This is a genomic window from Pseudomonas putida (assembly GCF_003228315.1).
Lineage (GTDB): Bacteria > Pseudomonadota > Gammaproteobacteria > Pseudomonadales > Pseudomonadaceae > Aquipseudomonas > Aquipseudomonas putida_S.
Map to the genome: position 1 here is coordinate 5235644 of NZ_CP029693.1, position 25571 is coordinate 5261214.

Below are 25571 nucleotides of genomic sequence, written 5' to 3' on the forward strand. Positions count from 1 at the left end.
TTATCCCGAGATCACGTTCTTGCCGGCGATCTTCGAGCGGTACAGCGCCTGATCGGCACGGGCCATCAGGCCGGTCTGCTGCTCTTCATCAAAGCGCTGCACCACGCCGAAACTCATGGTCACCTGGAAGTCCCCTACCGGCAGCAACTCGCTCAGGCCCTGGCGGATGGTCTCGGCCAGGGTCCTGGCTTCGGTCAGCGAGGTGTTGGCCAGGGTCATGATGAATTCGTCGCCGCCCCAGCGGGCCAGCAGGTCGCCTTCGCGCACGAAGCGTTTGATGTTGTCCACCACGTGCACCAGGGCGGCATCGCCCAGGGCGTGGCCGTAGTGATCGTTGATGATCTTGAAGTCGTCGATGTCCATGGCGATCAGCGACAGCGGCTCGCGAAAACGCTGGGCACGCTCGCAGGCCTGGGGCAGTACCTGTTCCAGACGATAGCGATTGGCGATGGAGGTCAGGGTGTCGGTGTGGGCCAGCTTGCGGTTTTCTTCGAGCTGCAGTTGCAGTTGCTCATTGACCCGGGACAGTTCCGCCGTGCGCTCCTCGATCATCGCTTCGAGGGAGTGATTGCGCCGTTGCAGTTCATCGAGCAGGCGGCGCTTGTCTTCGATGCTGCGGTGGGCGCCAACCATGCGCGCTACCGAGCCGTCAGGGTTGCGGGCCAGCACCTGACCACGGTCTTCGATCCAGAGGTAACCACCGTCGTGGGTACGGCAGCGATACTCGGCCTGATAGACCGGGCTGCGCTCGCTCAGGTGATCATCGAAACGGGCCATGACCTGTGGATAATCATCGGGGTGGATGATGTTTTCCCAGGTCAGCACGCTGTTATCCAGAGAGTGAGGGCTGTAGCCGAGCATTTCGTACCAGCGCGCGTTGCGGTAGACGAAACCGGTGTTGGCGTTCCAGTCCCAGATACCGTCGCTGACCAGTTCCATGATGGTGTGCAGCATGTTGGCGTTCATGCCCGACAGGTCGAACTTCACCGGTTCGATGTTCGATGCTTCGTCCATCGCTGCTCTCCCTGCTGCCCTGATATCAAAATGACCAGTCCTGCGCGGAGATTAATTCATGCCGCACCGGGGCGGCTAGTGTTTGCCCCACATGCCCATGGCGAAGTCGACGAAACGACGCAGTTTGGGCAGTCGGTAACGATCCTGGGCATAGACCAGGTGCATCGGTCGGCACGGCAGTTGATAACGTTGCAGCAGCGGGACCAGTTTGCCGTTCTTCAGATCCGGCTCCACCAGCGCATCGGGCACCATCACGATGCCCATCCCGGTGCGCGCCGCCTGATGCAACCCCGCCGAACTGTTGATCACCATCGAGCCACTGACCGCCACCACGATTTCGCCATCCGGGCCATTCAGCCGCCATTGCCGGGCCACTGCTTGCCAGTCGTCGCCGGCCGGATAAGCAAATGCCAGGCAATTGTGGTGTCGCAGGTCTTCGGGTTCTTCCGGGGTGCCGTGACGGGCCAGGTATTCCTTGGAGGCGCACATGGTCAGGGTGTAATCGATCAGCGGGCGCGCGATGAAGTTCGAGGGCTCGAGTGCGCCGAGGCGGAAGGCCACGTCGAAGCCATGATCCAGCAAGTCGGGGCGGCGATTGGTCAGCACCACGTCCAGCTTGACCCGTGGGTTGTGCAGGCTGAACTCACTCAGGGCCGGTGCCAGGCGTTCGGTGCCGAAGGTGAGCGGGGCGGTGATGCGCAAGGTGCCGCTGGGCTCATCGTGGGATTGTTCGGCCAGGCGTTCCGAATCCGCCACCAGCCCGAGCACTTCAAGGCAGCGCTGGTAATACGCACTGCCGAACTCCGTCAGGCGCTGGCGGCGGGTGGTGCGGTTGAGCAGGCGCACACCCAGGCGCTGCTCCAGTGCCTTGAGGTGATTGCCGACCATGGTTGTGGACATTTCGCACTGCTGTGCGGCGGCCGTCATGCTGCCGGCTTCCACGACCCGCACGTAAACGGTCATTGCCTGGAACAGATCCATTATCAAGCCCAGCTTTAAAATGATTGAAGTATTACTGCGTTTATCCAGCTCAGGTGGCTAACCATACTGCAAAAACACCGACAATAGCTGGAGCCTGATGTCATGACCGCCGCCTGCCTGATGAGTACTTACCAACCACTGGCCTTGAGTTTCGACAGGGGCCTGGGCACGCGCCTGTGGGATCGGGCGGGTCGTGAGTACCTGGATGCGGTCGCCGGTGTGGCGGTGACCAACGTCGGCCACTCCCATCCGAAAATCGTCGCCGCCATCAGCGAACAGGCCGGGTTGTTGCTGCACACCTCCAACCTGTACAGCATCGATTGGCAGCAACGGCTGGCGCACAAGCTCACGGCGCTGGCCGGCATGGATCGGGTGTTCTTCAACAACTCAGGTGCCGAGGCCAACGAAACGGCGCTGAAAGTTGCCCGGCTTCACGGCTGGCACAAAGGCATCGAGCAGCCGCTGGTGGTGGTCATGGAAAACGCCTTTCACGGGCGGACCCTTGGCACCCTGTCCGCCAGCGATGGCCCGGCGGTGCGGCTGGGCTTCAACAAGCTGCCGGGGGATTTCATCAAAGTGCCGTTCGGTGATCTGAAGGCGCTGGAGCGGCTGCATCAGGCCCACGGCGAACGCATCGTGGCGGTGTTGATGGAGCCGATCCAGGGCGAAAGCGGCGTGCAGCTGGCGCCACCGGGCTATCTCAAGGCCGTACGTGAACTGTGCAGCCGGTGGGGTTGGCTGATGATGCTCGACGAAATCCAGACCGGCATCGGCCGTACCGGTCAGTGGTTCGCCTTCCAGCACGAAGGCATCACCCCTGACGTCATGACGCTGGCCAAGGGCCTGGGCAACGGCATCCCCATCGGCGCCTGCCTGGCCCGTGGCAAAGCCGCCGACATCTTCACCCCCGGCAGTCACGGCAGCACGTTCGGCGGTAATCCGCTGGCCTGTCGGGTCGGCTGCACGGTGCTGGAGATCATCGAGGAACAAGGCCTGCGGGAAAACGCCCGGCTTCAGGGGGAACGGCTGCTGGACAGATTGCGCATGGAATTGGCCGACCACCCGAACGTCCTGGCGATCCGCGGCCAGGGCCTGATGATTGGCATCGAACTCAAGCAACCGATCCGCGACCTGAGCCTGATCGCGGCCCGGGATCATGGTTTGTTGATCAATGTGACGAGGGGCCAGACGATTCGGTTGTTGCCGCCGCTGACCATTGATGAGCGTGAGGTGGAGATGATTGTGAGAGGGGTGGGGCGGGCGATTTCAGTCGCTTGATACATATCCCTTGTAGGAGCGAGCATGCTCGCTCCTACAGTTTCAATGCGGCACTTCAGTTGGAGTTTTGAACCGCCAAACGCGTCGAACAACCGCTGATGCGCAGCAAACCCAGTGGAATCGTCACGCGTTCGATAGCTACCCGCCCATTCCAGCATCGCGATCAAGCGCTCGTCATCGTTCACCTCGCGTTGGCGAATGTTGGCGACGCATTGTTCATCTTCGAGACTCAACCAGATCAACGCCGTCGCTCGGGGTAGCAGCTCAGTGACGATCCATCCGTAAACCCCCTCGATCACCCAGCGCTCTTCATCGGCCGCGATGCGCGCAATCACCAGCACTTCGTTGCGGGGACGAGCAATGCTGTGTTCGTCCGACAGCCAGTTGATCCGGTCGAGATCGATCCAGGGGATCTGAAGTCGGCTTTTCATCCGGCTGGCCAGCCAGCTTTTGCCGGAGCCGGAATTGCCGATGATCAGGGTTCGGGTGAGGTCCATGGGTGACACCAATTAACTGTAGGAGCGAGCCTGCTCGCGAAAAACGTCATGTCTCCGCGTTTATTCAGGTGCCCCGCGTCATCGTTGACGTCCATCGCGAGCATGCTCGCTCCTACAGGTTCTGATTTTCGTCTTGCGGGGGGACCATCCGCGTCTTTGGCGCACCGTTTGCGTTGAGCTGGAAGATATCGCTCGGCTGTCCCTGTTCATTAAAGAACACCTGCCCAACTCCCGCCGAGTTCCACAGCCGCTCACCCGCTTCGGCATGTTCGGGAATGTGCGGCACGATGCGCATGCGCCGGCGTTTGGTCAGCCAGTTGAGCGGTGAGCGCGGCGAGTAGAGCCAGCGGTTGAGGCGGTCGAACCATTCCAGCAGCCTCGGCGGGAATTCGTTCTTGATGCCGCTGCTGGTGATCTGCCAGATGCGTGGCCCGGCCTTGCGGTGTCGGATCAGCACTTCGTAGACGAAGGAATAATGCACATCCCCCGACAGCACCACGTAGCTGCCCGGTGTACGTGAATGTCGGAAAATGTTCAGGATCACCTGTGCTGCGCCGCGATGGGCCATCCAGTTTTCCGCGTCCACCAGCAGGGGATAACCGCACCAGCTGAAGACGCGCTGCACGGTTTCGATCAGCTTCACGCCAAACACCGGCGCCGGTGAAACGATGATCGCCGACGGGTGATCCAGCAGCTCCTGTTGCAGTTCGCTCAAGGCTTCCCAGTCCAGCAGGCCCGACGGTTGCTTGAGGTTCATCTCGCTGCGCCAGCGCCGGGTGCGGGTGTCGAGCACGACCATGGCCGGAGTGGTGGGCAGCACGTAATGCCAGCGCTGGAACTTCAGCAGTTCATCGATCAATACATCCTGCACGGCGCTGTCGAGATAGCCGTCGTTGCCGGTGGAGCTGAAACCCTCGGCTTTCTCCAGCACGGCGTCGAAGGCATCCGGATTGTTGCCCCAACCCTGGCACAGCATGTACGCCAGCAGCGCATTGCCGATGATGCGTTTGGAGAACGGATGGCCGTAGGCCGTTTCTTCCCATTGCGCGGAAAGATTCCAGTCATCGGTAATATCGTGGTCGTCAAAGATCATCAGTGTCGGCAGATGCGCCAGGGCTCGCGCCACCTTTCCCTGGCCAGACTTGAAGCCGTCGATGCGGGTCTGCTCCAGCGCATATCGCTCGCGCCTTTCGGGTGTCAGCACCGGCGGTTGTGGATTGATCAAGGCCCACGGCACCGGCGACCAGACCAGCAAATACATGGCCATGACTTCAGCGAAGGTCACCAGATGATTGTCGGCGCTGCTGCTGGTGAAAATCGGCTTGCGCGCGCCGCCGAAGAATCGCTCGCGCAGAGTCTCGTTGCTCTCCAGCGCTGGCAGCAAATCCGCGCGGTGGTAGTAACTGGCGGGGTGCTCATAGAGTTTGGCGCTGTCGCTGACCACGGCGCCTTCCAGGTGCTCGCCGAACAGTCCCAGCCGATTGATCAAGGCATGAATCGCCCGCAGCATCGGCCCCGCCACGTCATCGGCGTAGACCTGATCGCCGGTCATCATCAGCAAGGCCGGGCGATTCGTGGGCTCGTGTGTCTGCGCCAGCAAGTTATCCACACACAGCAAACCGTCCGCGGCCGGGTGATGAGGCTTGCGGCAGGAGCCGTGGAGCAGTTGATCGATACGCGAACGCAGGACGAAGTTCGGCGTACGGGCATCGCCGTACAGCAGATGCGGCGCCCAGTCGGCGATGCCGGTGCCATCCTCCAGCAGCAGGTCGTAGGTGACCAGTTCATCGCAGGGCAGGGCGCTGTCCAACGTCACATCGATCAGGTGCACAAAGGCATGGGTGCCTACCGCGATGACCTTGCATTGCTCGACATCGAGGCCAACATCGCCCACGCCTTGCAGCCGCAGGGTCAGCGACAGCGCCCGCGAGCCCACCAGCCACAGCACCAGTCGCGCCGGCTCCAGCCGTCGCAACAGCGGGCCGACCAGTACGGGTGGCAAGACTTGATGAGCGTCGGGCAATGGCAGCGTTGCGGGCATCCGGGTTCAAGCTCCTGGGGCACAGAGGCGGGCGATGATAGCGCAGGTCATGTTCGCTGCCTGTTAAGCCTTGTGAGCTACAGTGCATCTTTCAGGCTGTTTGAACGTATTCGGGAAGGAGAGTGAACATGAACAGAATCATCCTGCCAGCACTGGCCATTCTCATCGCTGCGCAATCCCCGGCCTATGCCATCAGCGACAAGTACCGCAAACAGTTGGAGCAGTCCGGCTGCACCCAGGTCAGCGAAACCCAGGGTTGCGATATCCACAAGAGCAAGGCCGAAAACGCCAAGGCCGGGTTCAGCAACCCGGCTGTGGATAACTCAACCACCCAGACGCCGTATGCCGGGCAATGGGTGGCCAAGAGCGATTCGGGCGCAACCGTCGCCACGATCCGGATCGATGCCAAGGAGCAGGTCTGGGTCAACGGCAAGCAAGTTAACGCCAAGCGCACCGACGGCACGCTGCAGTTTCGCCAAGGCAAACTGACCTTCACGATTCAGGGCGATCGGCGGTTGCAGAACGAGGACTACTGGACCGACAGCGATGCCGGGACCAAGGGACCGATCCAGATCGAATGACCCTCACATCCGGGGGCGTGGCATTGTCGAGGGCATGCGCTGCTGGTCGGGGATAATCCTGCCACTGCCTCGGTTATCAGGCGGTTTTGACTGGTCGTCCTGGCGAGTGTCATGGCACGACGACCCGCTGATGGCCACGAACACGAAGAGCAGCAGCGGTGCGATCAGGTGCTTGGACATGGCGGTTCTCCGAAGCCGGACTCTTGCAGCTTAATCGCCGTTTTGCCTGCGCACCGCGCCGTTGGTCCGCCTTCATATTTCGCAACTTGTGCCAAGCTGATGGGACGCCCATTCGCCGGTCGCCCAGGAAGCCATGACATGAAGCGCGCCCAAGTGTCGAACATCCGTCGAGAGTTCTACAAAGCCGTCGGCTTCTATCTTCGACTGGCCTGGCCGATCTTTTCCACGATGGTGATCGTCATCGTAACGGTGGGGTTGATCATCAGTTATCTGGAGGGCTGGGATGCGTTTGACGGTATCTACTTTGGCTTCGTGACGGGATTGACCATTGGCTATGGCGAACTGGTGCCGAAGCTGCCGTTGTCGCGGGTGTTGGCGATATTGCTTGGATTCAATGGTGTGTTGCTGACGGCGATTTTTGCGGCGATCAGCGTGCGGGCGATCGAGACGGCGGTGCGGGTGACGGGCGAGGACAAGTAACCGATCCCTGTAGGAGCGAGCATGCTCGCGATGCAAGTTCATGTAACGCGGGTATCCAGACAGCCCGCGTTATCGTTGACGTCCATCGCGAGCATGCTCGCTCCTACAGGGGGGGCGGTGTCAGGCTTCCCAGCCGGCCCCGCTGACCGCTTCTTGCGCCAGTGGGTGCATTTCAGCCCCTGAATGCTCCGTCTGCCAGGCCAGCAATTCCTTGCGCATGCCCGGCGTCCAGTACATCTGCAGATGGTTGCGCACACCCTGCACCGCCAGTTGCCGGTCCGGCTCGCTGGCGAAGTACTGGGCGATCTGGTTGGCCATCTTGATCAGGTTCTCAGTGCTCATCGGCGTACCTCCGCCTTATCGCCACGGGCGCGTTCCTTGAGCAGACGATGCTGTTCCTCGGTGAATGCCTGGAAGCGTTTTTGCCATTCCGACGGGTGATACACGCGGCTGACTTCCACGGCGGTGACCTTGTACTCCGGACAGTTGGTAGCCCAGTCGGAGTTGTCGGTGGTGATCACGTTGGCCCCCGATTCGGGGAAGTGGAAGGTGGTGTACACCACGCCCGGTGCCACCCGTTCGGTGACCCGCGCGCGCAGCACGGTCTGGCCGGCGCGGCTGCCGATGCCGACCCAATCGCCTTCGTTGATGCCACGGCTTTCGGCGTCGGTCGGGTGAATTTCCAGGCGGTCCTCGTCGTGCCAGGCGACGTTGTCGGTGCGCCGGGTCTGGGCGCCGACGTTGTACTGGCTGAGGATGCGCCCGGTGGTCAGCAGCAGTGGATAACGGCTGTTGACCTTCTCTTCGGTGGGCACGTAACCGGTGAGCATGAAGCGCCCCTTGCCGCGCACGAACTGCTCGATGTGCATGGTCGGCGTGCCGTCCGGCGCATTGGCGTTGCACGGCCATTGCAGGCTTCCGTGACGCTCCAGTTCCGCATAGCTGACATTGGTGAAGGTCGGCGTCAGGCGGGCGATCTCATCCATGATTTCCGACGGATGTTTGTAGTCCATCCGGTAGCCCAGGGCATTGGCCAGCGCCACCGTACCTTCCCAGTCGGCCTTGCCGCCCAGCGGGTCCATCACCTTGCGCACCCGCGAGATACGGCGCTCGGCGTTGGTGAAGGTGCCGTCCTTTTCCAGGAACGAAGCGCCCGGCAGGAACACGTGGGCGAACTTGGCGGTTTCGTTGAGGAAGATGTCCTGCACCACCACGCATTCCATGGCCGACAGGGCCGCGGTGACGTGCTGGGTGTTCGGGTCGCTTTGTGCGATGTCTTCGCCCTGGCAGTACAGGCCCTTGAAGCTGCCGGCCAGCGCCGACTCGAACATGTTGGGAATGCGCAGGCCGGGATCGGGTTGCAGGGTGACGTTCCACGCCTGTTCAAATTGCGCGCGGACCGTTTCGTTGGAGATGTGCCGATAGCCGGGCAGTTCGTGGGGGAAGGAGCCCATGTCGCAGGAACCCTGCACATTGTTCTGCCCCCGCAGCGGGTTCACGCCCACGCCTTCGCGGCCGATGTTGCCGGTGGCCATGGCGAGGTTGGCGATGCCCATCACCGAGGTGCTGCCCTGGCTGTGTTCGGTGACACCCAGGCCATAGTAGATCGCCGCGTTGCCGCCGGTGGCGTACAGGCGCGCGGCGGCGCGGATGTCGGCCGCCGGTACGCCGCAGATCGGGCCAATCACTTCCGGCGAGTTGTCCGCGCGGCTGACGAATTCGCTCCAGCGGGCGAAATCGACATTCTCGCAACGGGCGTCGATAAAGGCCTGGTCTTGCAGCCCTTCGGTGATGATGGTGTGGGCCAGTGCATTGAGCATGGCGACGTTGGTGCCGGGGCGCAGGGCCAGGTGATATTCGGCGCGGGCGTGCACCGAGTCCACCAGATCGATGCGTCGTGGATCGATGACGATCAGGCGCGCACCTTCACGCAGGCGGCGCTTGAGTTGCGAGGCAAACACCGGGTGCGCATCGCTCGGGTTGGCGCCCATCACCAGGATCACGTCGGCCTGCATCACCGAATCGAAACTCTGGGTGCCGGCGGACTCGCCCAACGTCTGCTTCAAGCCATAGCCGGTCGGCGAGTGACAGACCCGCGCGCAGGTGTCGACGTTGTTGTTGCCAAACGCGGCGCGCACCAGTTTCTGCACCAGATAGGTTTCTTCGTTGGTGCAACGGCTGGAAGTGATGCCGCCGATGGAATCGCGACCGTATTTTTGTTGCAGACGGCGGAATTCGCTGGCGGCGTAGGTCACCGCTTCATCCCAGCTGACTTCCTGCCACGGGTCGTTGATGTGCTGGCGGATCATCGGCTTGGTGATGCGATCCGGGTGGGTGGCGTAGCCCCAGGCGAAACGGCCCTTGACGCAGGAGTGGCCGTGGTTGGCCTGGCCGTTCTTGTCCGGAACCATGCGCACAAGCTGGTCGCCTTTCATCTCGGCGCGGAACGAGCAGCCCACGCCGCAATAGGCGCAGGTGGTGATCACGGCGTGTTCGGGCTGGCCCATTTCGACCACGTTTTTTTCCATCAGGGTCGCGGTAGGGCAGGCCTGCACGCAGGCGCCGCAGGACACGCATTCCGACTCGAGAAAGTTCTCGCCACCGGCCGCCGACACACGGGATTCAAAACCACGCCCGGTGATGGTCAGGGCGAAGGTGCCCTGGGTTTCTTCGCAGGCGCGCACGCAGCGGTTGCAGACGATGCACTTGCTCGGGTCGTAGTCGAAGTAGGGGTTGGATGTGTCCTTCACATCGGCCAGATGGTTTTCGCCTTCATAACCGTAACGTACTTCCCGCAGGCCGACCTGACCGGCCACGGTTTGCAGCTCGCAGTTGCCGTTGGCCGAGCAGGTCAGGCAGTCCAGCGGGTGATCGGAGATATACAGCTCCATCACGTTGCGGCGCAGGGTCGCGAGCTTGGGCGTTTGGGTGTGCACGGTCATGCCTTCAGTGACAGGCGTGGTGCAGGACGCGGGGTAGCCGCGCATGCCGTCGATCTCCACCAGGCACATGCGGCAGGAGCCGAAGGCTTCCAGGCTGTCGGTGGCGCAGAGTTTCGGGATGGTGGTACCCATCAGCGCGGCGGCGCGCATCACCGAGGTGCCTTCGGGCACGCTCATGCTGCGACCGTCGATGGTCAGGGTGATTTGCACCTCGCTGTGGCGCTCGGGTGTTCCAAGATCGATATCGGTTTTCGGGTCGAAGAGCGTGATCATTGTTCGGCCTCCGAGGCTTGCAGACCGAAGTCGGCGGGGAAATGTTTGAGGGCGCTGGCGACCGGATAGGAGGTCATGCCGCCCAAGGCGCAGAGCGAGCCGTATTGCAGCGTGTCGCACAGGTCCTTGAGGATGATCACCTGCTCGTCGCGAGCGCTCTGGTCGGGCGCGGCCAGCAGGCGGTCGATTACCTCCACGCCACGGGTCGAGCCGATCCGGCAAGGCGTGCATTTGCCGCAGGATTCTTCGGCGCAGAACTGCATGGCAAAGCGTGCCATGTGGGCCATGTCGAGGCTGTCGTCAGCCACCACTACGCCGCCGTGGCCGAGCATCGCGCCCATGGCGGCGAAGGCTTCGTAATCCAGTGGCGTATCGAATTGCGAAGGCGGCACCCAGGCGCCCAGCGGCCCGCCAACTTGTGCGGCCTTCAAGGGACGACCACTGGCGGTGCCGCCGCCGTAGTCTTCCACCAGTTCGCGCAGGGTCAGGCCAAAGGCCCGTTCCACCAGGCCGCCGTGGCGGATGTTTCCGGCCAGTTGGAAAGGCATGGTGCCCAAGGAACGGCCCATGCCGTAGTCGCGGTAGAACTGTGCGCCCTTGGCCAGAATCAGTGGGACCGAGGCCAGGGTCAGTACGTTGTGCACCAGCGTTGGCTGGCCGAACAGGCCTTGCAGCGCGGGAATCGGCGGCTTGGCGCGGACGATGCCGCGTTTGCCTTCCAGCGAATCCAGTAGCGCGGTTTCTTCACCGCAGATGTACGCGCCGGCGCCGACGCGGACTTCCATGTCGAAGGCCTGGCCGCTGCCGCCGACATTGGCGCCCAGATAACCGGCTTCACGAGCGATATTCAGCGCTTGGCGCAGGGTGGCCACGGCATCCGGATATTCCGAACGTACATAGATGTAGCCGAAGGTGGCGCCGGTGCAGAGCCCGGCAATGGCCATGCCTTCGATCAGCAGGAAGGGGTCGCCTTCCATCAGCATGCGGTCGGCGAAGGTGCCGGAGTCGCCTTCGTCGGCGTTGCACACGATGTACTTTTGCGCCGCTTGGGTGCCGCGCACCGTGCGCCATTTGATCCCGGCGGGGAAGGCTGCGCCGCCACGGCCGCGCAGGCCGGAGTCGAATACTTCTGTGGCGGTCTGCTCGCCGCCAACGGTGATCGCTCTTTTCAGACCCTCGAAACCGCCGTGGGCGCGGTAGTCGTCCAGCGACAGCGGCCGGGTGATGCCGGCGCGGGCGAACAGCAGGCGTTGTTGGGATTTGAGATACGGCAGCTCTTCCACGAGGCCCAGGGCCAGGGGATGTGCTGTCGGGTTTTGGAGGGCTTCGAGTACGGACGGCACATCGTCTGCGGTCAACGGGCCAAAGCCGATCCGGCCTTGCGGGCTATCCACTTCCAGCAACGGTTCCAGCCAGTACAGGCCGCGCGAGCTGGTGCGCTGTAGCTCCAACGGCAGATTGCGTGCCTTGGCCTGAGTGATCAGGGCGGTGGACACCTCATCGGCCCCCACGGCACGGGCCAGCGAATCACAGGGCAAATAGAGAGTCGGCATCACGCGTCCTCCCTGCAAGCATCGAGCAAGGCATCCAGCCGCTCGGCACTGAGCCGCGCATGCACCCGACCATCCAGCTCCAGTGCCGGCGAACAAGCACAGGCACCGAGGCAATAAACAGGGCGCAAACTGATGCTGCCATCGGCGCTGCTGCCGTGGTCATCCAATTGCAGTCGATCGCGCAATTGCGCCGCCAACTGCTCGGCCCCACGGCTCTGGCACGACTCGGCGCGGCACAACCGCAGAATATGGCGGGCCGGCGGCGCGGTACGGAAGTCGTGGTAGAAGCTGATCACCCCGCGCACCTCGGCCTGACTGAGGTTCAGCGCATGGGCAATCTCGGGGACGGCGGCATCGGGGACGTAGCCGATGCGCTCCTGAATATCATGAAGAATGGGCAACAGCGCACCGGGAGTACCCTTATGGCGCTCCAGCAGCGTGTTGATCACAGGCAGGTGCAACTCAACATCAGGCATTCAGCAATCCTCACGGTCACGGACATACCAGAAGGTCGTCGGTTGTCCGAAAGTGTCGGCTGCGGCACTCACACCACGTCACGGTATCGTGGCAATTTCAGGCCGGTGGCCAGGGTGCCCTGAGTGGGCATCTTGTTGTGCCCGATGCGGTCTTCGCCGCACCTCTATAAAGGGCATAAAGCGCAGATTGCCACGGGGGCTTTTATTAACCCGCACCAAAGCGACGTGTTTGGTTCTGTCTACGACTCTCTATTGAGTCTAGAAGAGTGTGGTGGGAGATGGTGTTGTTAGAGACTGTTACGTAATTTCTGCCAGACAGCCGTAACCTTCTGTAGGAGCGAGCTGCTCGCGATGGCGGAGTTTCAGGCAGCATATTCGTCGACTGACACTCCCTTTTCGCGAGCATGTTGTCGCCAGGCACAAAGCCAACCCAATCGCCTCTCGAAGAAAAAACATCATCAATATCCTTCTACTTTTCCGAAGCACGCGTAGGAATCGTCTGAACTGTTCTCCGTCGCCTTGAATTGCCTCTTGGCCCCAGTACCGTGCGTGCGGCCAACTCAATCCTGAGTCGGTGCAGCGCACCGTTTATGGCTGCGCCCCACGGGGACGCCAATAGACAGGGAGTTCAAGAAATGAATGAAGGGCATTTTATCCGTGTGGGCGACAAGACCTCGTGCGGTGGCGAGGTCAAGGATGGTCATGACGGCGTCATCATGTATGGCCTCGCCCATGCGCGCGAAGGTGATCCCGTCACCTGCGGCGTGGACGGCCAGACCTACAGGATCCAGGGCGGCATTTCCTACATGGAAAGTCATGGACGATTGGTCGCCGGCACGCTGGACAGTTACAGCGGTTGCCCTTGCAAGGCGACCCTGAAAGCATCGAATTTCAACGGATCGTATGAATCCAGCCGAAGCGCTGCACCCTATGCCGCACAGACCGCCAGACAGCCGTCTGCCCGGGCCATGAGCAACCCGGAACCATCGCCATCCTCACTCGCGACCCCGCGGACCAACCCGACGCCAACACCGTTCACCACCTCAGCCCAGGAGCCCGGTTTTTACGTCGTTCCCCGAAGTACTACCCGCGAACAACTCGAAGCGAATCTGTTCACCCTGCGCGACCCGGCGGTGATGGGCAAATTCAAGCTGCTCAATCCCAATCTGGGCGATGTCAAAGCTGGTTCGATGATCGTGCTCGGTGATCCCAATCATCACCAATGCACCCGGCAAGAAGCCCTGCTCATGGAAGTGGCGGCCAAGACCAACCAGATCATCGAAACGCTCAGCTCGGAGGAAGCGGATTTCATGGTTCGTCACCGCGATGAAATCCAGACTTTTCTGGCGTTGGGCTCGAACGCTATCGGCGTCGGTGCGAGCATTTTCAAAAACAATCTGGATAACGTAGGCAATGCCTTGAGGGACATCGAGGCATTGCATCAGAAGACGCTGGAACGAGATGGCCACCTTCGCTCACCGACGTTCTTTGCAGAACGCCAGCTCTTGCTCGCCCAACTGAACAGCCACATGACGGCACTGACCCGCAAGGGAATTGGCTTCCCCGACCATATCAACCTGAAAAAAGCGCTGAGCATCTCCAGTCAAAGCCTGGTCCATCTGTGGACCAACGCCAGTCCTGCGGGGAAGATTCCGGGGTATGCAACCCACCTTGAAGGTGTGGCGAAGGCTACCAAGTATGTCCAGTATGGCGGTTGGCTAGGTACGGCTATCGGCGGCGGGGCGTCTGCGTTGAAGGTTCAGGATGTATGTGCCGCCGGGAATACTGAAGCTTGCGAGCGAATCAGATTTACCGAGACGGGGAGTTTTGCTGGGGGGATCGGTGGTGGTGCCGTGGCGGGTTCAATACTGACTGCATCTGCAGTTAGCAGTCTTTGTATCGGGCTTGGCGTACCTACCGCTGGTATCGGAATGTTGGCGTGTAGCATCCTCGCGGTAGGCGGTGGCTCTTATGCGGGCAGCATGCTTGGCGAGAAGGGGGGTGAAATCATTGGGGAAGTTGTTTATGAGAATTTGAAATGACTACTGCGGAACTGGTCGTTGGCAGTTTATGTGGAGTCGTGCTGATCAGCATGTTTATCTGGCTTGCGATTGCACTATATCTCGGCTACACAAAAACTGACGTGCTGCTGAACTCTTTCAAGAACAGTTCTTCTGTCATAACCATCGCTACGCGTATACACGCTGGACCTTGGGGGAAACTGCAGTTGGTAGGTTCAGCCTGTAGCGCCGTTACATTTCCGCGATTTTTTGTGAAACATGGTATCGCCAGTACTGAAGATATAGCGAACTTTCCTCTTTTGCTCAGGCGCATGCTCAAAGCACTCATGTGGTGCGCTATAGGGCAGTTCGCTGCTTTAGCACTGCTCGTTGCGTTGTGGGAGTCCGGAGTACTCAAACAATAAAAATGGGCAAGACAAAGGGGATATATTAATTATTGAGCAAACCTCAATAGCAAATCCGTTCCCTTTGTTTTGATAGCTAATTTTATGGGGTTCAGGCTGTATCACTCATCGAAGTAAGTGTGCCGACAATTCTTCCAACGCTTGCAATTTTTTCAGTAAACGGAATTACGTACATGACCGAAATCAATCAGTTGCAGCCCGAAGAGTTTGCAGGAATGGAGGATATTCGACGCGAAATCGATGCCCTTGATCAGGCGGTAATCAAACTGTTGGGCAAGCGTTTTCGATACGTACTGGCTGCCTCGAAGTACAAGACCTCAATGACTTCGGTGCGTGGTCCGGAGCGTTTCAAGGCCATGTTGGCGACACGACGCGAGTGGGCCGAGGCTGAAGGGTTGAGCCCGGACGCAATCGAGAAAATGTACAGTGACCTGGTGAACCACTTCATTGAAGAAGAAATGAAACACTGGGTGGCTCATCAATCCAGCACCTGACTCGAGTGCCCGGGCTGTCCGTCATGGGCTGGAAACGGACTTGGCTAACGCTGGCCGGCGGGAAAACCGGTGAGAGGAAAGGGGTACAAAAGCCAGTGGGAGCAACTTACTAGTGAAAGCGCCAACCTAAACAGCACCAATGCTGAATGTCTTGCAGCATTTGCAATGCCTGTACCCACTCAGGCCAAGCTCACCGCCCTACGCCAGCCTCGAACTTAGAACCGTAACCCCACATTGATCATCCCGGCAGCCCCTCCAAGCACGACGAACTCCGCTGCCACCGGTCCCCAGTGGGCACCGAACGAGGGAATGACGACGGGGGCGACGCCAAAATGGTTCAGGGGGATTTTGTCGTCGTACTTGCCTTTGTAACCCTCGATAAGCCCGCCGCTCAGCTTGACGTATAGCGGGTAGCGCTCATGCTCCCAGACCTTGCCCAGGTAGGCGTAATACGAACGCTGGTAGAACGAGTTCTTGAAAGTGGCCGCCCCCCACAACAAACCGTCGCCGTAGACGCGCTCGACACCGACCAGTTCCTGATGGTTGTTGTGTTCGGGGTCGTGGGTCCAGTGCTTGGTATAGGCGCTGGTTTGCAGATACCAATAACCGTCCTTTTCCTCACCGTCCGCCGCGAACACAGAGAGTCCGACGGTAAAGCAGGTGATGCCGGTGAGTGCTGCCCTGATCATTTTTTGATCCCTCGTCAAATGACCTTATGACCTTAGATAGGTGTGTGGGAAACGCCAGTGGACAGCGAAATGGCAAGGTAGTAGCGTCGCGCCACTTCATCATCTTTGTAATGGACTACACATGCTCACGCTCGCTCCAGCCTCGCGTCTGTTTTGCGCGATCACTTTCGCCTTAGTGACGACACCGGCGTTCGCCGACTGGGATGAAACCCCGGAATACGCCTGGAAGACCTACCTCTCCGATTGCCGGTATTTACAGCTGGCAGTGACCGATGTCGAGAGCGGGCGCAAGACGGCCAAGGAGGCCTTGCCCTATATCGAGAGCCAGCTGCGAACCATTAGGGTACATCGCAAAAACCTCGCCCAGCCAAGCCTCGACTCGCCCGAATACGCCCGCTGTGAAAGCCTCATGCCCCAAGTGCAAGACATAGCGGCCAAGGGGAGTGATGAATACAACGAGGAAATAGCTCAGCAATTGCAAAAAAACCAGACCGAACACCTGAACTCTGCGGAATACAAGCGTGCTCGCTCACTGGGCTTCAGCGACGTCGGCGAAATCGGGGCCCTGGACCAGCACGCCGAGCTGGATGGCGAAGAGAATTTGAAGACCTTGATGATCAAGGTCGATTTCGGTTGCGGCCGCCATTTCCGCGCCGCGTATTACGCCAAACCCTATGTGATCTACACCGTCCATCGCTCGGATGGCAGCTGTGGCGTGTATAAGCACGTCGCCGTGCTGGGCGGTGAAATGGTGGAGCGAGGCGACTTCATTGATGAGCAAGAGACTTTTCAGTACGTGGGGTGGAAGAAATTGGCCGGGCCTGATGGATTTCTCATCGACACTCAAGTCGTAAAGGTGCTGAAGTAACCCGCAGGATTTTTCTTCGGCAAAGGATGGACAGATGATCGACTTCAACAACAAAGGCTTCTTCAAACTCAAGCAGAACGACGAATACGCCGAACGCGTTTCCGCTCTGCTGATCGACGGCGAACACGTCATCGACTCCTACAAATCCATGCGCGACGGCGTGGTGTTCACCAACAAACGCATCATCTCGGTGAACGTACAGGGCATCACCGGCAGCAAAAAAGACTTCACTTCGTTGCCGTACAAAAACATCGTGGCGTACTCGGTGGAAACGTCCGGGACGTTTGATCTGGATTCGGAGCTGGAGATTTACTTCTCGTCGTTGGGGAAGGTGAAGTTCGAATTCACCGGCAAGACGTCGATGGTGGAAATTTCGAAGCTGATTTCACAGCATCTGCTCTGACCCGTATGCTCAAAAGCCCCGAAACCCGGGGCTTACAACCCTCGCCAGTTGGCCACATCCCCTGTAGGAGCGAGCCTGCTCGCGATAGCGCCAGCCCTGCCAACCTCAACCCGACTGTACTCACCCAGGAACCAAATTCGACCACATCAGCCCGAGTGCAACCGACCCCGTAAAAACACTGACACCCCCGGCAAAAAGATGGCGCAGAAACAGATCTTCCGGCTGCTCCAGCCTGGCAATGAGCCACATCCAGGTGCCAACCAACGTCCCCAACCCGGCCATGATCGAGTACAGCATGAAGGGTGCCTCGGGAGAGCCAATGCCCGCGGCGGAGCGAGTCAGCATCTCCACCGCCATGGCGACAATAAAACCGGCCACGAAACCCGCCAGATTAGCCAGCCACAAGTTCGTGGTACCCCGATGCCGCACCACCAAAACCCACATCCCAATCCACCCACCGTAAATAACCAGCCAGTCGAAGAGCATTGTTGATTCCTTCCTTGAGGACCTGCCGCTGAGTCCAGGATTGTTCCGACTATCGGGCAATCCGGCCTTTAAGACCACCTGCCTTTACTGGATGTCTTTCAGATAGTTCTTGAGCGCGATGAGTGGGGTATCAAGCTGTTCCATTGCCTGAGTGCCAGCAAATTCTTCTGCCAATTTCCGCAACTCCCGCCCCAACGGCTTATCCACACCCCCAACAGCCTCCAGCGCCAACCCCACACACTCACCCAATTTCATCTGAATTCCCTCAACATCCCCCCGCCGCACCAGCAACTCAAACACATCCCGCTGGTAATCGCCCATCACCAGGTCATCGCGCAAGATCGGGCTTGAACCTTCCGTTTCATAAGCCAGTTTCAGGGAGAAGAGGGCGATGGTTTCCAGTTGTGATTCCATGGGGGGAGTCCTTGATGAGTGTCTGACTGACCGAGGGGCTGAGAAATCAAAAAGCATCGCTGGCAAGCCAGCTCCCACAGGTCGGTGGGGTGCCGGGGGCTTTTCTGTGGACGAAAAAAAAGGCCTTGCTAAGCAAGACCTTTCTTAATTTTGGTGCCCCGAGGGAGACTCGAACTCCCACTCCTTTCGAAAACGGATTTTGAATCCGCCGCGTCTACCAATTCCGCCATCAGGGCAATGGCCGCGGAGTATAAAGATGAGATAACCGCTGGTCAATCAGGTACATGGAGAATTTTTGATAATTCCGCTAGACTTCCCGGCCCTGCTAGACGAACCCCATCATGCGCGTTGCTGACTTTACTTTCGAGCTCCCTGATTCGCTGATCGCCCGCCATCCACTGGCCGAGCGTCGCGGTAGTCGCCTGTTGACCCTGGATGGGGTCAGCGGCGCCCTGGCACACCGTCAATTCACTGATTTGCTTGAGCATTTGCGCCCGGGCGATTTGATGGTGTTCAACAATACCCGGGTGATTCCGGCGCGGCTGTTTGGCCAGAAGGCTTCCGGCGGCAAGCTGGAAATTCTGGTGGAGCGGGTGCTGGACAGTCATCGCGTGCTGGCCCATGTGCGTTCCAGCAAGTCGCCCAAGCCTGGGTCGAAGATCCTGATCGATGGCGGTGGCGAGGCCGAGATGCTGGCGCGTCACGATGCGCTGTTCGAATTGGGGTTCGCTGAAGAAGTCTTGCCGCTGCTCGACCGCGTCGGGCACATGCCATTGCCTCCTTATATAGACCGCCCGGATGAAGGCGCCGATCGTGAGCGCTACCAGACCGTCTACGCCCAGCGTTTGGGCGCGGTGGCGGCGCCGACGGCGGGGCTGCATTTCGATCAGGTGCTGATGGAGGCGATTGCCGCCAAGGGCGTCGAGACCGCGTTCGTGACCTTGCACGTTGGCGCTGGCACCTTCCAGCCGGTGCGCGTGGAGAAGATCGAAGACCACCACATGCACAGCGAATGGCTGGAAGTCGGCCAGGACGTGGTGGATGCGGTTGCCGCCTGTCGCGCGCGCGGCGGTCGGGTGGTGGCGGTGGGGACCACCAGCGTGCGTTCCCTGGAAAGCGCCGCCCGCGATGGCGTGCTCAAGCCGTTCAGTGGCGATACCGACATCTTTATCTACCCGGGCCGGCCTTTTCATGTGGTCGATGCCCTGGTGACCAACTTCCATTTGCCCGAATCCACGCTGTTGATGCTGGTTTCGGCGTTCGCCGGTTACCCGGAAACGATGGCCGCCTATAAAGCCGCGGTCGACAACGAATACCGCTTTTTCAGCTACGGTGATGCGATGTTTATCACCCGTAACCCCGCACCACGTGGCCCAGAGGAAACAGAATGAGTCGCCAATGTCGTATGTCTTTTGAGCTTTTGGCCACCGATGGCAAGGCTCGTCGCGGTCGTTTGACCTTCCCCCGTGGCACCGTCGAGACCCCGGCTTTCATGCCGGTCGGTACCTATGGCACGGTCAAGGGCATGCTGCCGCGGGATATCGAGGCGATTGGCGCTGAAATCATTCTGGGCAACACCTTCCACCTGTGGCTGCGCCCGGGCATGGAAGTGATCAAGAAGCACGGCGACCTGCACGATTTCATGCAGTGGAAAGGCCCGATCCTGACCGACTCCGGCGGTTTCCAGGTGTTCAGCCTGGGCGCCATGCGCAAGATCAAGGAGGAGGGCGTGACCTTCGCTTCTCCGGTTGATGGCGCAAAAGTGTTCATGGGGCCGGAAGAGTCGATGCAGGTCCAGCGTGACCTGGGCTCCGACATCGTGATGATTTTCGACGAATGCACGCCGTACCCGGCCGACGAAGACGTCGCCCGCGTATCCATGGAGTTGTCGTTGCGTTGGGCCCAGCGCTCGAAGAACGCCCATGCCGACAACACGGCGGCGCTGTTCGGCATCGTTCAGGGTGGCATGCACCAGGACCTGCGCATGCGCTCCCTGGAAGGCCTGGACAAGATCGGCTTCGACGGCCTGGCCATTGGCGGTCTGTCGGTGGGCGAGCCCAAGCATGAAATGATCAAGGTGCTGGATTATCTGCCGGCCCAGATGCCGGCTGACAAACCTCGTTACCTTATGGGCGTTGGCAAACCGGAAGATCTGGTGGAGGGTGTGCGCCGCGGTGTGGACATGTTCGATTGCGTGATGCCAACCCGTAATGCCCGCAATGGGCATCTGTTCATTGATACAGGCGTGATCAAGATCCGTAACGCGTTCCATCGCCATGATGATTCGCCGCTGGATCCGACCTGCGATTGCTATACCTGCCAGAACTTCTCCCGCGCTTATCTGCATCACCTGGACAAGTGCGGCGAAATGCTGGGAAGCATGCTCAATACCATCCATAACTTGCGCCATTATCAAGTGCTTATGGCTGGTTTGCGCGAGGCTATTCAACAGGGTACATTGGCCGCCTTTGTCGATGCCTTCTACGCCAAGCGCGGGTTGCCTGTTCCGCCCTTGGACTGAGTTTTCTGACCCCAAGATTCAACATTTGCAACTGGAGTGCTAAATGAGCTTTTTTATCTCTAATGCCATGGCAGACGGTGCTGCGCCGGCAGCTGCAGCCCCTATGGGTGGCGGTTTTGAGTGGATTTTCCTGGTCGGCTTCCTGGTCATTTTCTACCTGATGATCTGGCGCCCACAGGCCAAGCGCGCCAAAGAGCAGAAGAACCTGCTGAGCAGCCTGCAAAAGGGTGACGAAGTTGTGACCACCGGCGGTATTGCCGGCAAGATCACCAAAGTTGCCGATGATTTCGTGGTGCTGGAAGTGTCCGACACCGTCGAAATGAAGTTCCAGAAAGGCGCTATCGCCGCCACGCTGCCAAAAGGCACGCTCAAAGCGATCTAAAGTTTCAACTTCATTCTCAATCGACGGGGCGCGCAAGGCGCCCCGCGTCATAAACGGGCGGCGTGATGCTGAACAAATATCCTCTGTGGAAATACATTCTGATCCTGGCGGTGCTGGCGATCGGTCTGATTTATTCCGCTCCCAATCTCTATCCCGATGACCCGGCCATTCAGGTCAGTGGCGCAAGTACTGCGTTGGCGGTCACTCAGGCTGATCTGGATCGCGTGAGCACTGCGCTCAAGGACTCCGGGATCAACGTCAAGGCGACTTCGCTGACGGCCGGTGGCAAGGGCGGTCTGGTTCGCCTGGTCAAGGCTGAAGACCAGTTGCCTGCCAAGGACGTTGTGCGCAAGGCGTTGGGTGATGACTACGTCGTCGCGCTGAACCTGGCACAAACCACCCCGCAATGGCTGCGTAACGTCGCTGCGCACCCGATGAAGCTGGGTCTGGACTTGTCCGGTGGTGTGCACTTCCTGCTGGAAGTGGACATGGAAAAAGCCCTCGATGCACGCCTGAAAGTCTACGAAGGCGACGTCAAGAGCCTGCTGCGCAAAGAGAAAGTGCGCTATCGCAGCCTGCCGCAACTCAATGGTGCCATTCAGCTGGGCTTCACCGATGAAGCGACCCGCGAACAGGCCCGTGCACTGGTACGCAAGAACTTCAACGATTTCGACATTGTTCCGGCCGACCTGAACGGTCAACCGGTGCTGCGTCTGGCGATGACCCCGGCCAAGCTGGCGGAAATCCGTGAATACTCCATCAAGCAGAACTTGACCACGGTACGTAACCGCGTCAACGAGCTGGGTGTTGCCGAACCGATCGTCCAGCGTCAGGGCGCCAACCGCATCGTGGTTGAGCTGCCGGGCGTGCAGGACACCGCAGAAGCCAAGCGTATCCTCGGCAAGACGGCCAACCTGGAGTTCCGTCTGGCAGCTGAGCCTGGTGCTTCGAAAGCCACTTCCGAGGAATTCGAGTTCCGTGAAGGCAAGCGTCCTCCGGCACTCATCGAGCGTGGCCTGATCATCACCGGTGACCAGGTGACTGACGCCAAGGCTGGCTTCGGCGAGCACGGCACGCCGGAAGTGAACATTCGTCTGGACGGCCACGGCGGCGAGCTGATGAGCCGTGCAACCCGTTCGAACGTGGGTCGCAGCATGGCGGTGATCTTCATTGAACAGCGTCCGGTCACCACTTACACCAAGCAAGTGGTCGATGGCGTCGAAAAAGACGTTCCGGTGCAGTCGTTTAAAGAAGAGAAGAAGATCATCAGCCTGGCGACCATTCAGTCGCCACTGGGTGCCCAGTTCCGCATCACTGGCCTGAACGGCCAGGGCGAGTCCTCCGAACTGGCGCTGCTGCTGCGTGCCGGTGGTCTGGCCGCGCCGATGTACTTTGCTGAAGAACGCACCATCGGCCCGAGCCTGGGTGCGGACAACATCACCAAGGGTATCGATGCATCGCTGTGGGGCATGCTGTTCGTCTCGCTATTCATCATCGCCATCTACCGCTTCTTCGGCATCATCGCCACCGTCGCGCTGGCTGTGAACATGGTGATGCTGCTGGCCCTGATGTCGCTGCTGGGTGCAACGCTAACCCTGCCGGGTATCGCCGGTATCGTGTTGACCATGGGTATGGCGGTCGACGCCAACGTACTGATCTTCTCGCGGATTCGTGAAGAGATCGCCGCGGGCATGACCGTGCAGCGGGCCATCAACGAAGGCTTCAGCCGGGCATTCACCGCGATTCTCGACGCCAACCTGACCACCTTGCTGGTGGGCGGCATCCTGTTCGCCATGGGTACCGGTCCGGTCAAGGGCTTTGCCGTAACCATGTCCCTCGGGGTTCTGACTTCGATGTTCACGGCCATCATGGTCACCCGCGCGATGGTCAACCTGATCTTCGGCGGTCGTGACTTCAAGAAGTTGTGGATTTAAGGGGCTGCCATGTTACGTACAATCAACTTCATGGGCGTTCGCAACTTCGCGTTCGGCGTCACATTGTTCCTGACCGCACTGGCGCTGTTCAGTGTGTTCCACAAGGGCATGAACTGGGGCCTGGACTTCACCGGCGGTACGCTCATCGAGCTGACCTACGAGCGTCCGGCCGACGTCACCAAGGTGCGTGAGCAACTGGTGACTGCGGGTTATCACGAGGCCATCGTGCAGAACTTCGGTGCAACCACCGATTTGCTGGTGCGTATGCCGGGTGAGGATCCGCAACTGGGTCATCAAGTAGCTGAAGCGCTGCAGAAGGTCGGCGGCGAGAACCCGGCGACGGTCAAGCGCGTCGAGTTCGTTGGCCCGCAGGTCGGTGAAGAGCTGCGCGACCAGGGCGGCCTCGGCATGCTGATGGCGCTGGGCGGTATCCTGATCTACCTGGCGTTCCGCTTTCAGTGGAAATTCGCTGTCGGTGCGATCGTGTCCTTGATCCACGACGTGATCGTGACCGTCGGTATCCTGTCGTTCTTCCAGATCACCTTCGACCTGACGGTGCTGGCGGCGGTGCTGGCGATCATCGGTTACTCGCTCAACGACACCATCGTGGTATTCGACCGGGTTCGTGAGAACTTCCGCGTGCTGCGCAAGGCCAGCCTGATCGAGAACATCAACATCTCGACCACTCAGACCCTGCTGCGGACCATCGCGACCTCGGTGTCCACGTTGCTGGCCATTGCCGCGCTGCTGTTCTTTGGCGGCGACAACCTGCACGGCTTCTCCCTGGCGCTGCTGGTGGGTGTATTGGCGGGTACTTACTCGTCGATCTACATCGCCAACGTGGTGCTGATCTGGCTGAACCTGAGCACTGAAGACCTCATTCCTCCGGCGAATACCGAGAAGGAAGTCGACGACCGTCCTTGAGTGAAATTTCCCTCACTGCCGTAGTCCAAAAAGGCGCGAGTTGAACTCGCGCCTTTTTTTATGCTCCAAGGCTGGGAGAAGCGCGGGTTTATCCCGCATGAGATGGTCAGGAGGTTCATGTGAACAAGTCGATGCTGGTTGGTGCTGTACTGGGTGCTGTCGGTGTGACTGCCGGGGGTGCTTTGGCCACCTACAGCCTGGTTAAGAAAAGCGGCCCTGAGTATGCGCAAGTGCTCGCCGTTGAGCCGGTCAAGACACAAATCAAGACTCCACGTGAAGTGTGCAAGGATGTAACCGTTACCCGGCAAGCGCCGGTGAAAGATCAACACCAGATCGCCGGTACGGTGGTGGGTGCACTGGCAGGTGGTCTGCTGGGTAACCAGATCGGCGGCGGCACCGGCAAGAAAATTGCCACGGTTGCAGGCGCAGTCGGTGGTGGTTATGCCGGTAACAAGGTTCAGGAGGGCATGCAGGAGCGTGACACCTACACGACGACTCAGACCCGTTGTAATACGGTGAATGACATCAGTGACAAGGTAGTGGGTTACGACGTGCGGTACTCGCTGGACGGTAAAGAGGGGAAGGTGCGAATGGATCGCGATCCGGGGAATCAGATTCCTGTGGATAAAGAGGGTCGGCTGATCCTGTCGCAGAATCAGCAGGGGCAGTGATCTGCTGAAACCGATGCAAAAAGAAGCACCCTGCGGGGTGCTTTTTTGTGCCCGGGGATTTAAGGGCCTCCTGTAGGAGCGAGCCTGCTCGCGATGGGCTCTAGAGCGCCGCGGGGTGTCAGGCGTCCAGCGTTATCGTTGACGACCATCGCGAGCAGGCTCGCTCCTACAGGGGCGGCGGTGATTTCGATGGGCATAAAAAAAGCACCCCGAAGGGTGCTTTTATCTGTCGCTGGACGCTTAGCGCTTCAACGAAGCCGGCAGGTGCGGCTGAATCGCCGTCAGTACTGCCTTGAAGCATTTGGTGTTGCCGGCAACGACGTGACCTTTTTCGAGGAAGTCATGACCGCCAGTGAAGTCGCTCACCAGGCCGCCTGCTTCCTGAATCAGCAGGGCGCCTGCTGCCATGTCCCACTCGGACAGACCCGACTCCCAGAAGGCGTCGAAACGACCGGCGGCCACGTAGGCCAGGTCTAGGCTGGCGGAGCCGGCGCGGCGGATGCCGGCGGTCTGGCCAACCAGGGCGCGGAACATGCCCAGGTAGTTGTCGAGGTTGTCCATCTGGTCATCGCGGAACGGGAAGCCGGTACCCAGCAGGGCGCCGTCCAGGCTGGTGCGGCCGCTGACGCGCAGGCGACGACCGTTCAGTTGGGCGCCACGGCCACGGCTGGCGGTGAATTCTTCCTGGCGAACCGGGTCCAGTACAACGGCGTGTTCCAGGCGACCACGGTATTTGCAGGCGATGCTGACAGCGAAATGAGGGATGCCGCGCAGGAAGTTGGTGGTGCCGTCCAGTGGGTCGATGATCCACAGGTATTCTTCGCCTTCGATCCCGGTGCCGGCGTGCAGGCCGGTTTCTTCACCCATGATCGAGTGGTTCGGGTACGCCTTGCGCAGGGCGTCGATGATTTTCTGTTCGGCGGCGCGATCCACCTCGGATACGTAATCCTTGGCGTCTTTTTCGTCGACCTTGATGGTGTCCAGGCGCTCGATGGAGCGGAAGATCAATTCACTGGCGGCGCGGGCGGCGCGCAGCGCGATATTCAGCATGGGCTGCATGGATG

Annotated in this window: 26 protein-coding genes, 1 tRNA gene and 1 pseudogene; 14 read left to right on the plus strand and 14 right to left on the minus strand. The window is 59.9% G+C overall.

The window, feature by feature from the left end:
• Both DKY63_RS24485 and DKY63_RS24490 read right to left on the minus strand, forming a co-directional pair.
• Positions 1 to 1014 carry a sensor domain-containing diguanylate cyclase gene (locus tag DKY63_RS24485; RefSeq protein WP_110966464.1) on the minus strand — a complete coding sequence of 338 codons (1014 nt, stop codon included), beginning with the start codon at positions 1012 to 1014 and terminating at the stop codon, positions 1 to 3.
• A gap of 75 nt (positions 1015 to 1089) precedes the next feature.
• Positions 1090 to 1995, minus strand: a complete 906-nt coding sequence (locus DKY63_RS24490; protein ID WP_110966465.1) for a LysR family transcriptional regulator — start codon at positions 1993 to 1995, stop codon at positions 1090 to 1092.
• Between the two features lie 102 nt (positions 1996 to 2097).
• Between DKY63_RS24490 and DKY63_RS24495 the strand changes: the two genes are divergently transcribed.
• The gene (locus DKY63_RS24495; protein ID WP_110966466.1) at positions 2098 to 3273 is read left to right on the plus strand and encodes an aspartate aminotransferase family protein; all 1176 of its coding nucleotides are present in this window, start codon (positions 2098 to 2100) and stop codon (positions 3271 to 3273) included.
• A gap of 41 nt (positions 3274 to 3314) precedes the next feature.
• Here DKY63_RS24495 and DKY63_RS24500 read toward each other — a convergent pair.
• Both DKY63_RS24500 and DKY63_RS24505 read right to left on the minus strand, forming a co-directional pair.
• Positions 3315 to 3770, minus strand: a pseudogene (locus tag DKY63_RS24500) (adenylate kinase); the annotation flags it as partial.
• Positions 3771 to 3882: 112 nt separating this feature from the next.
• Positions 3883 to 5811 carry an alkaline phosphatase D family protein gene (locus DKY63_RS24505; protein ID WP_110966467.1) on the minus strand — a complete coding sequence of 643 codons (1929 nt, stop codon included), beginning with the start codon at positions 5809 to 5811 and terminating at the stop codon, positions 3883 to 3885.
• Positions 5812 to 5939: 128 nt separating this feature from the next.
• Between DKY63_RS24505 and DKY63_RS24510 the strand changes: the two genes are divergently transcribed.
• Positions 5940 to 6392 carry a hypothetical protein gene (locus DKY63_RS24510; protein ID WP_110966468.1) on the plus strand — a complete coding sequence of 151 codons (453 nt, stop codon included), beginning with the start codon at positions 5940 to 5942 and terminating at the stop codon, positions 6390 to 6392.
• Positions 6393 to 6395: 3 nt separating this feature from the next.
• Here the strand turns inward: DKY63_RS24510 and DKY63_RS32215 are convergent, their stop codons facing one another.
• The gene (locus tag DKY63_RS32215; RefSeq protein WP_162634922.1) at positions 6396 to 6572 is read right to left on the minus strand and encodes a hypothetical protein; all 177 of its coding nucleotides are present in this window, start codon (positions 6570 to 6572) and stop codon (positions 6396 to 6398) included.
• Between the two features lie 138 nt (positions 6573 to 6710).
• Here DKY63_RS32215 and DKY63_RS24515 point away from each other — a divergent pair, with 138 nt between their 5' ends.
• Positions 6711 to 7052: a potassium channel family protein gene (locus tag DKY63_RS24515; protein ID WP_110966469.1), complete on the plus strand. Its 342-nt coding sequence runs from the start codon at positions 6711 to 6713 to the stop codon at positions 7050 to 7052.
• A gap of 120 nt (positions 7053 to 7172) precedes the next feature.
• Here DKY63_RS24515 and DKY63_RS24520 read toward each other — a convergent pair whose 3' ends face one another.
• The 4 genes from DKY63_RS24520 to DKY63_RS24535 are packed head-to-tail and all read right to left on the minus strand — an operon-like array spanning position 7173 to position 12296.
• Positions 7173 to 7394: a formate dehydrogenase subunit delta gene (locus DKY63_RS24520; protein WP_110966470.1), complete on the minus strand. Its 222-nt coding sequence runs from the start codon at positions 7392 to 7394 to the stop codon at positions 7173 to 7175.
• Positions 7391 to 10267 (minus strand): formate dehydrogenase subunit alpha, encoded by a 2877-nt coding sequence (gene fdhF / locus DKY63_RS24525; RefSeq protein WP_110966471.1) that lies wholly within the window; start codon positions 10265 to 10267, stop codon positions 7391 to 7393. Before fdhF ends, DKY63_RS24520 begins: the two co-directional genes overlap by 4 nt.
• The gene (locus DKY63_RS24530; protein WP_110966472.1) at positions 10264 to 11820 is read right to left on the minus strand and encodes a formate dehydrogenase beta subunit; all 1557 of its coding nucleotides are present in this window, start codon (positions 11818 to 11820) and stop codon (positions 10264 to 10266) included. The genes fdhF and DKY63_RS24530 overlap by 4 nt, the downstream gene beginning before the upstream one ends.
• A complete protein-coding gene (locus DKY63_RS24535; protein WP_110966473.1) occupies positions 11820 to 12296 on the minus strand; it encodes a formate dehydrogenase subunit gamma in 477 nt (158 codons plus the stop codon). The genes DKY63_RS24530 and DKY63_RS24535 overlap by 1 nt, the downstream gene beginning before the upstream one ends.
• 635 nt (positions 12297 to 12931) lie before the next feature.
• Here DKY63_RS24535 and DKY63_RS24540 point away from each other — a divergent pair.
• The 3 genes from DKY63_RS24540 to DKY63_RS24550 all read left to right on the plus strand — a co-directional run bounded on the left by DKY63_RS24540 (position 12932) and on the right by DKY63_RS24550 (position 15215).
• Positions 12932 to 14338, plus strand: coding sequence for a PAAR domain-containing protein (locus DKY63_RS24540; protein WP_110966474.1), 1407 nt, complete (start codon positions 12932 to 12934; stop codon positions 14336 to 14338).
• Positions 14335 to 14721, plus strand: coding sequence for a hypothetical protein (locus tag DKY63_RS24545; protein ID WP_110966475.1), 387 nt, complete (start codon positions 14335 to 14337; stop codon positions 14719 to 14721). Before DKY63_RS24540 ends, DKY63_RS24545 begins: the two co-directional genes overlap by 4 nt.
• Before the next feature lie 173 nt (positions 14722 to 14894).
• Positions 14895 to 15215 (plus strand): isochorismate lyase, encoded by a 321-nt coding sequence (locus DKY63_RS24550; protein WP_110966476.1) that lies wholly within the window; start codon positions 14895 to 14897, stop codon positions 15213 to 15215.
• Between the two features lie 215 nt (positions 15216 to 15430).
• Here DKY63_RS24550 and DKY63_RS24555 read toward each other — a convergent pair whose 3' ends face one another.
• On the minus strand, positions 15431 to 15904 hold the full coding sequence (locus DKY63_RS24555) for a sn-glycerol-3-phosphate transporter (protein WP_110966477.1): 474 nt from the start codon (positions 15902 to 15904) through the stop codon (positions 15431 to 15433).
• A gap of 121 nt (positions 15905 to 16025) precedes the next feature.
• On the opposite strand from DKY63_RS24555, the gene DKY63_RS24560 reads away from it, so the two are divergent.
• Both DKY63_RS24560 and DKY63_RS24565 read left to right on the plus strand, forming a co-directional pair.
• Positions 16026 to 16772 (plus strand): hypothetical protein, encoded by a 747-nt coding sequence (locus DKY63_RS24560; protein ID WP_110966478.1) that lies wholly within the window; start codon positions 16026 to 16028, stop codon positions 16770 to 16772.
• 34 nt (positions 16773 to 16806) lie between these two features.
• The gene (locus DKY63_RS24565) at positions 16807 to 17175 is read left to right on the plus strand and encodes a PH domain-containing protein (protein WP_077048026.1); all 369 of its coding nucleotides are present in this window, start codon (positions 16807 to 16809) and stop codon (positions 17173 to 17175) included.
• A gap of 120 nt (positions 17176 to 17295) precedes the next feature.
• Here DKY63_RS24565 and DKY63_RS24570 read toward each other — a convergent pair whose 3' ends face one another.
• From DKY63_RS24570 to DKY63_RS24580, 3 genes are all read right to left on the minus strand, one after another.
• Entirely contained in the window at positions 17296 to 17661 is a 366-nt protein-coding gene (locus DKY63_RS24570) for a hypothetical protein (RefSeq protein ID WP_110966479.1), read from the minus strand.
• Positions 17662 to 17745: 84 nt separating this feature from the next.
• Positions 17746 to 18075 carry a hypothetical protein gene (locus tag DKY63_RS24575; protein WP_110966480.1) on the minus strand — a complete coding sequence of 110 codons (330 nt, stop codon included), beginning with the start codon at positions 18073 to 18075 and terminating at the stop codon, positions 17746 to 17748.
• Positions 18076 to 18226: 151 nt separating this feature from the next.
• Positions 18227 to 18311, minus strand: a tRNA-Leu gene (locus DKY63_RS24580).
• Positions 18312 to 18416: 105 nt separating this feature from the next.
• Here DKY63_RS24580 and queA point away from each other — a divergent pair.
• From queA to DKY63_RS24610, 6 genes are all read left to right on the plus strand, one after another.
• Entirely contained in the window at positions 18417 to 19466 is a 1050-nt protein-coding gene (gene queA, locus DKY63_RS24585) for a tRNA preQ1(34) S-adenosylmethionine ribosyltransferase-isomerase QueA (protein ID WP_110966481.1), read from the plus strand.
• Positions 19467 to 19480: 14 nt separating this feature from the next.
• Entirely contained in the window at positions 19481 to 20596 is a 1116-nt protein-coding gene (gene tgt, locus DKY63_RS24590) for a tRNA guanosine(34) transglycosylase Tgt (protein ID WP_162634923.1), read from the plus strand.
• 43 nt (positions 20597 to 20639) lie between these two features.
• Entirely contained in the window at positions 20640 to 20978 is a 339-nt protein-coding gene (gene yajC / locus DKY63_RS24595) for a preprotein translocase subunit YajC (protein ID WP_110966483.1), read from the plus strand.
• A gap of 65 nt (positions 20979 to 21043) precedes the next feature.
• Entirely contained in the window at positions 21044 to 22912 is a 1869-nt protein-coding gene (gene secD, locus DKY63_RS24600; protein ID WP_110966484.1) for a protein translocase subunit SecD, read from the plus strand.
• Between the two features lie 9 nt (positions 22913 to 22921).
• Entirely contained in the window at positions 22922 to 23836 is a 915-nt protein-coding gene (gene secF / locus DKY63_RS24605; RefSeq protein ID WP_110966485.1) for a protein translocase subunit SecF, read from the plus strand.
• Between the two features lie 119 nt (positions 23837 to 23955).
• Entirely contained in the window at positions 23956 to 24507 is a 552-nt protein-coding gene (locus DKY63_RS24610) for a glycine zipper 2TM domain-containing protein (RefSeq protein WP_110966486.1), read from the plus strand.
• Between the two features lie 240 nt (positions 24508 to 24747).
• On the opposite strand, the gene suhB is transcribed toward DKY63_RS24610, so the two are convergent.
• Entirely contained in the window at positions 24748 to 25566 is an 819-nt protein-coding gene (gene suhB / locus DKY63_RS24615) for a type III secretion system regulator SuhB (protein ID WP_085724358.1), read from the minus strand.
• Positions 25567 to 25571: the final 5 nt, after the last annotated feature.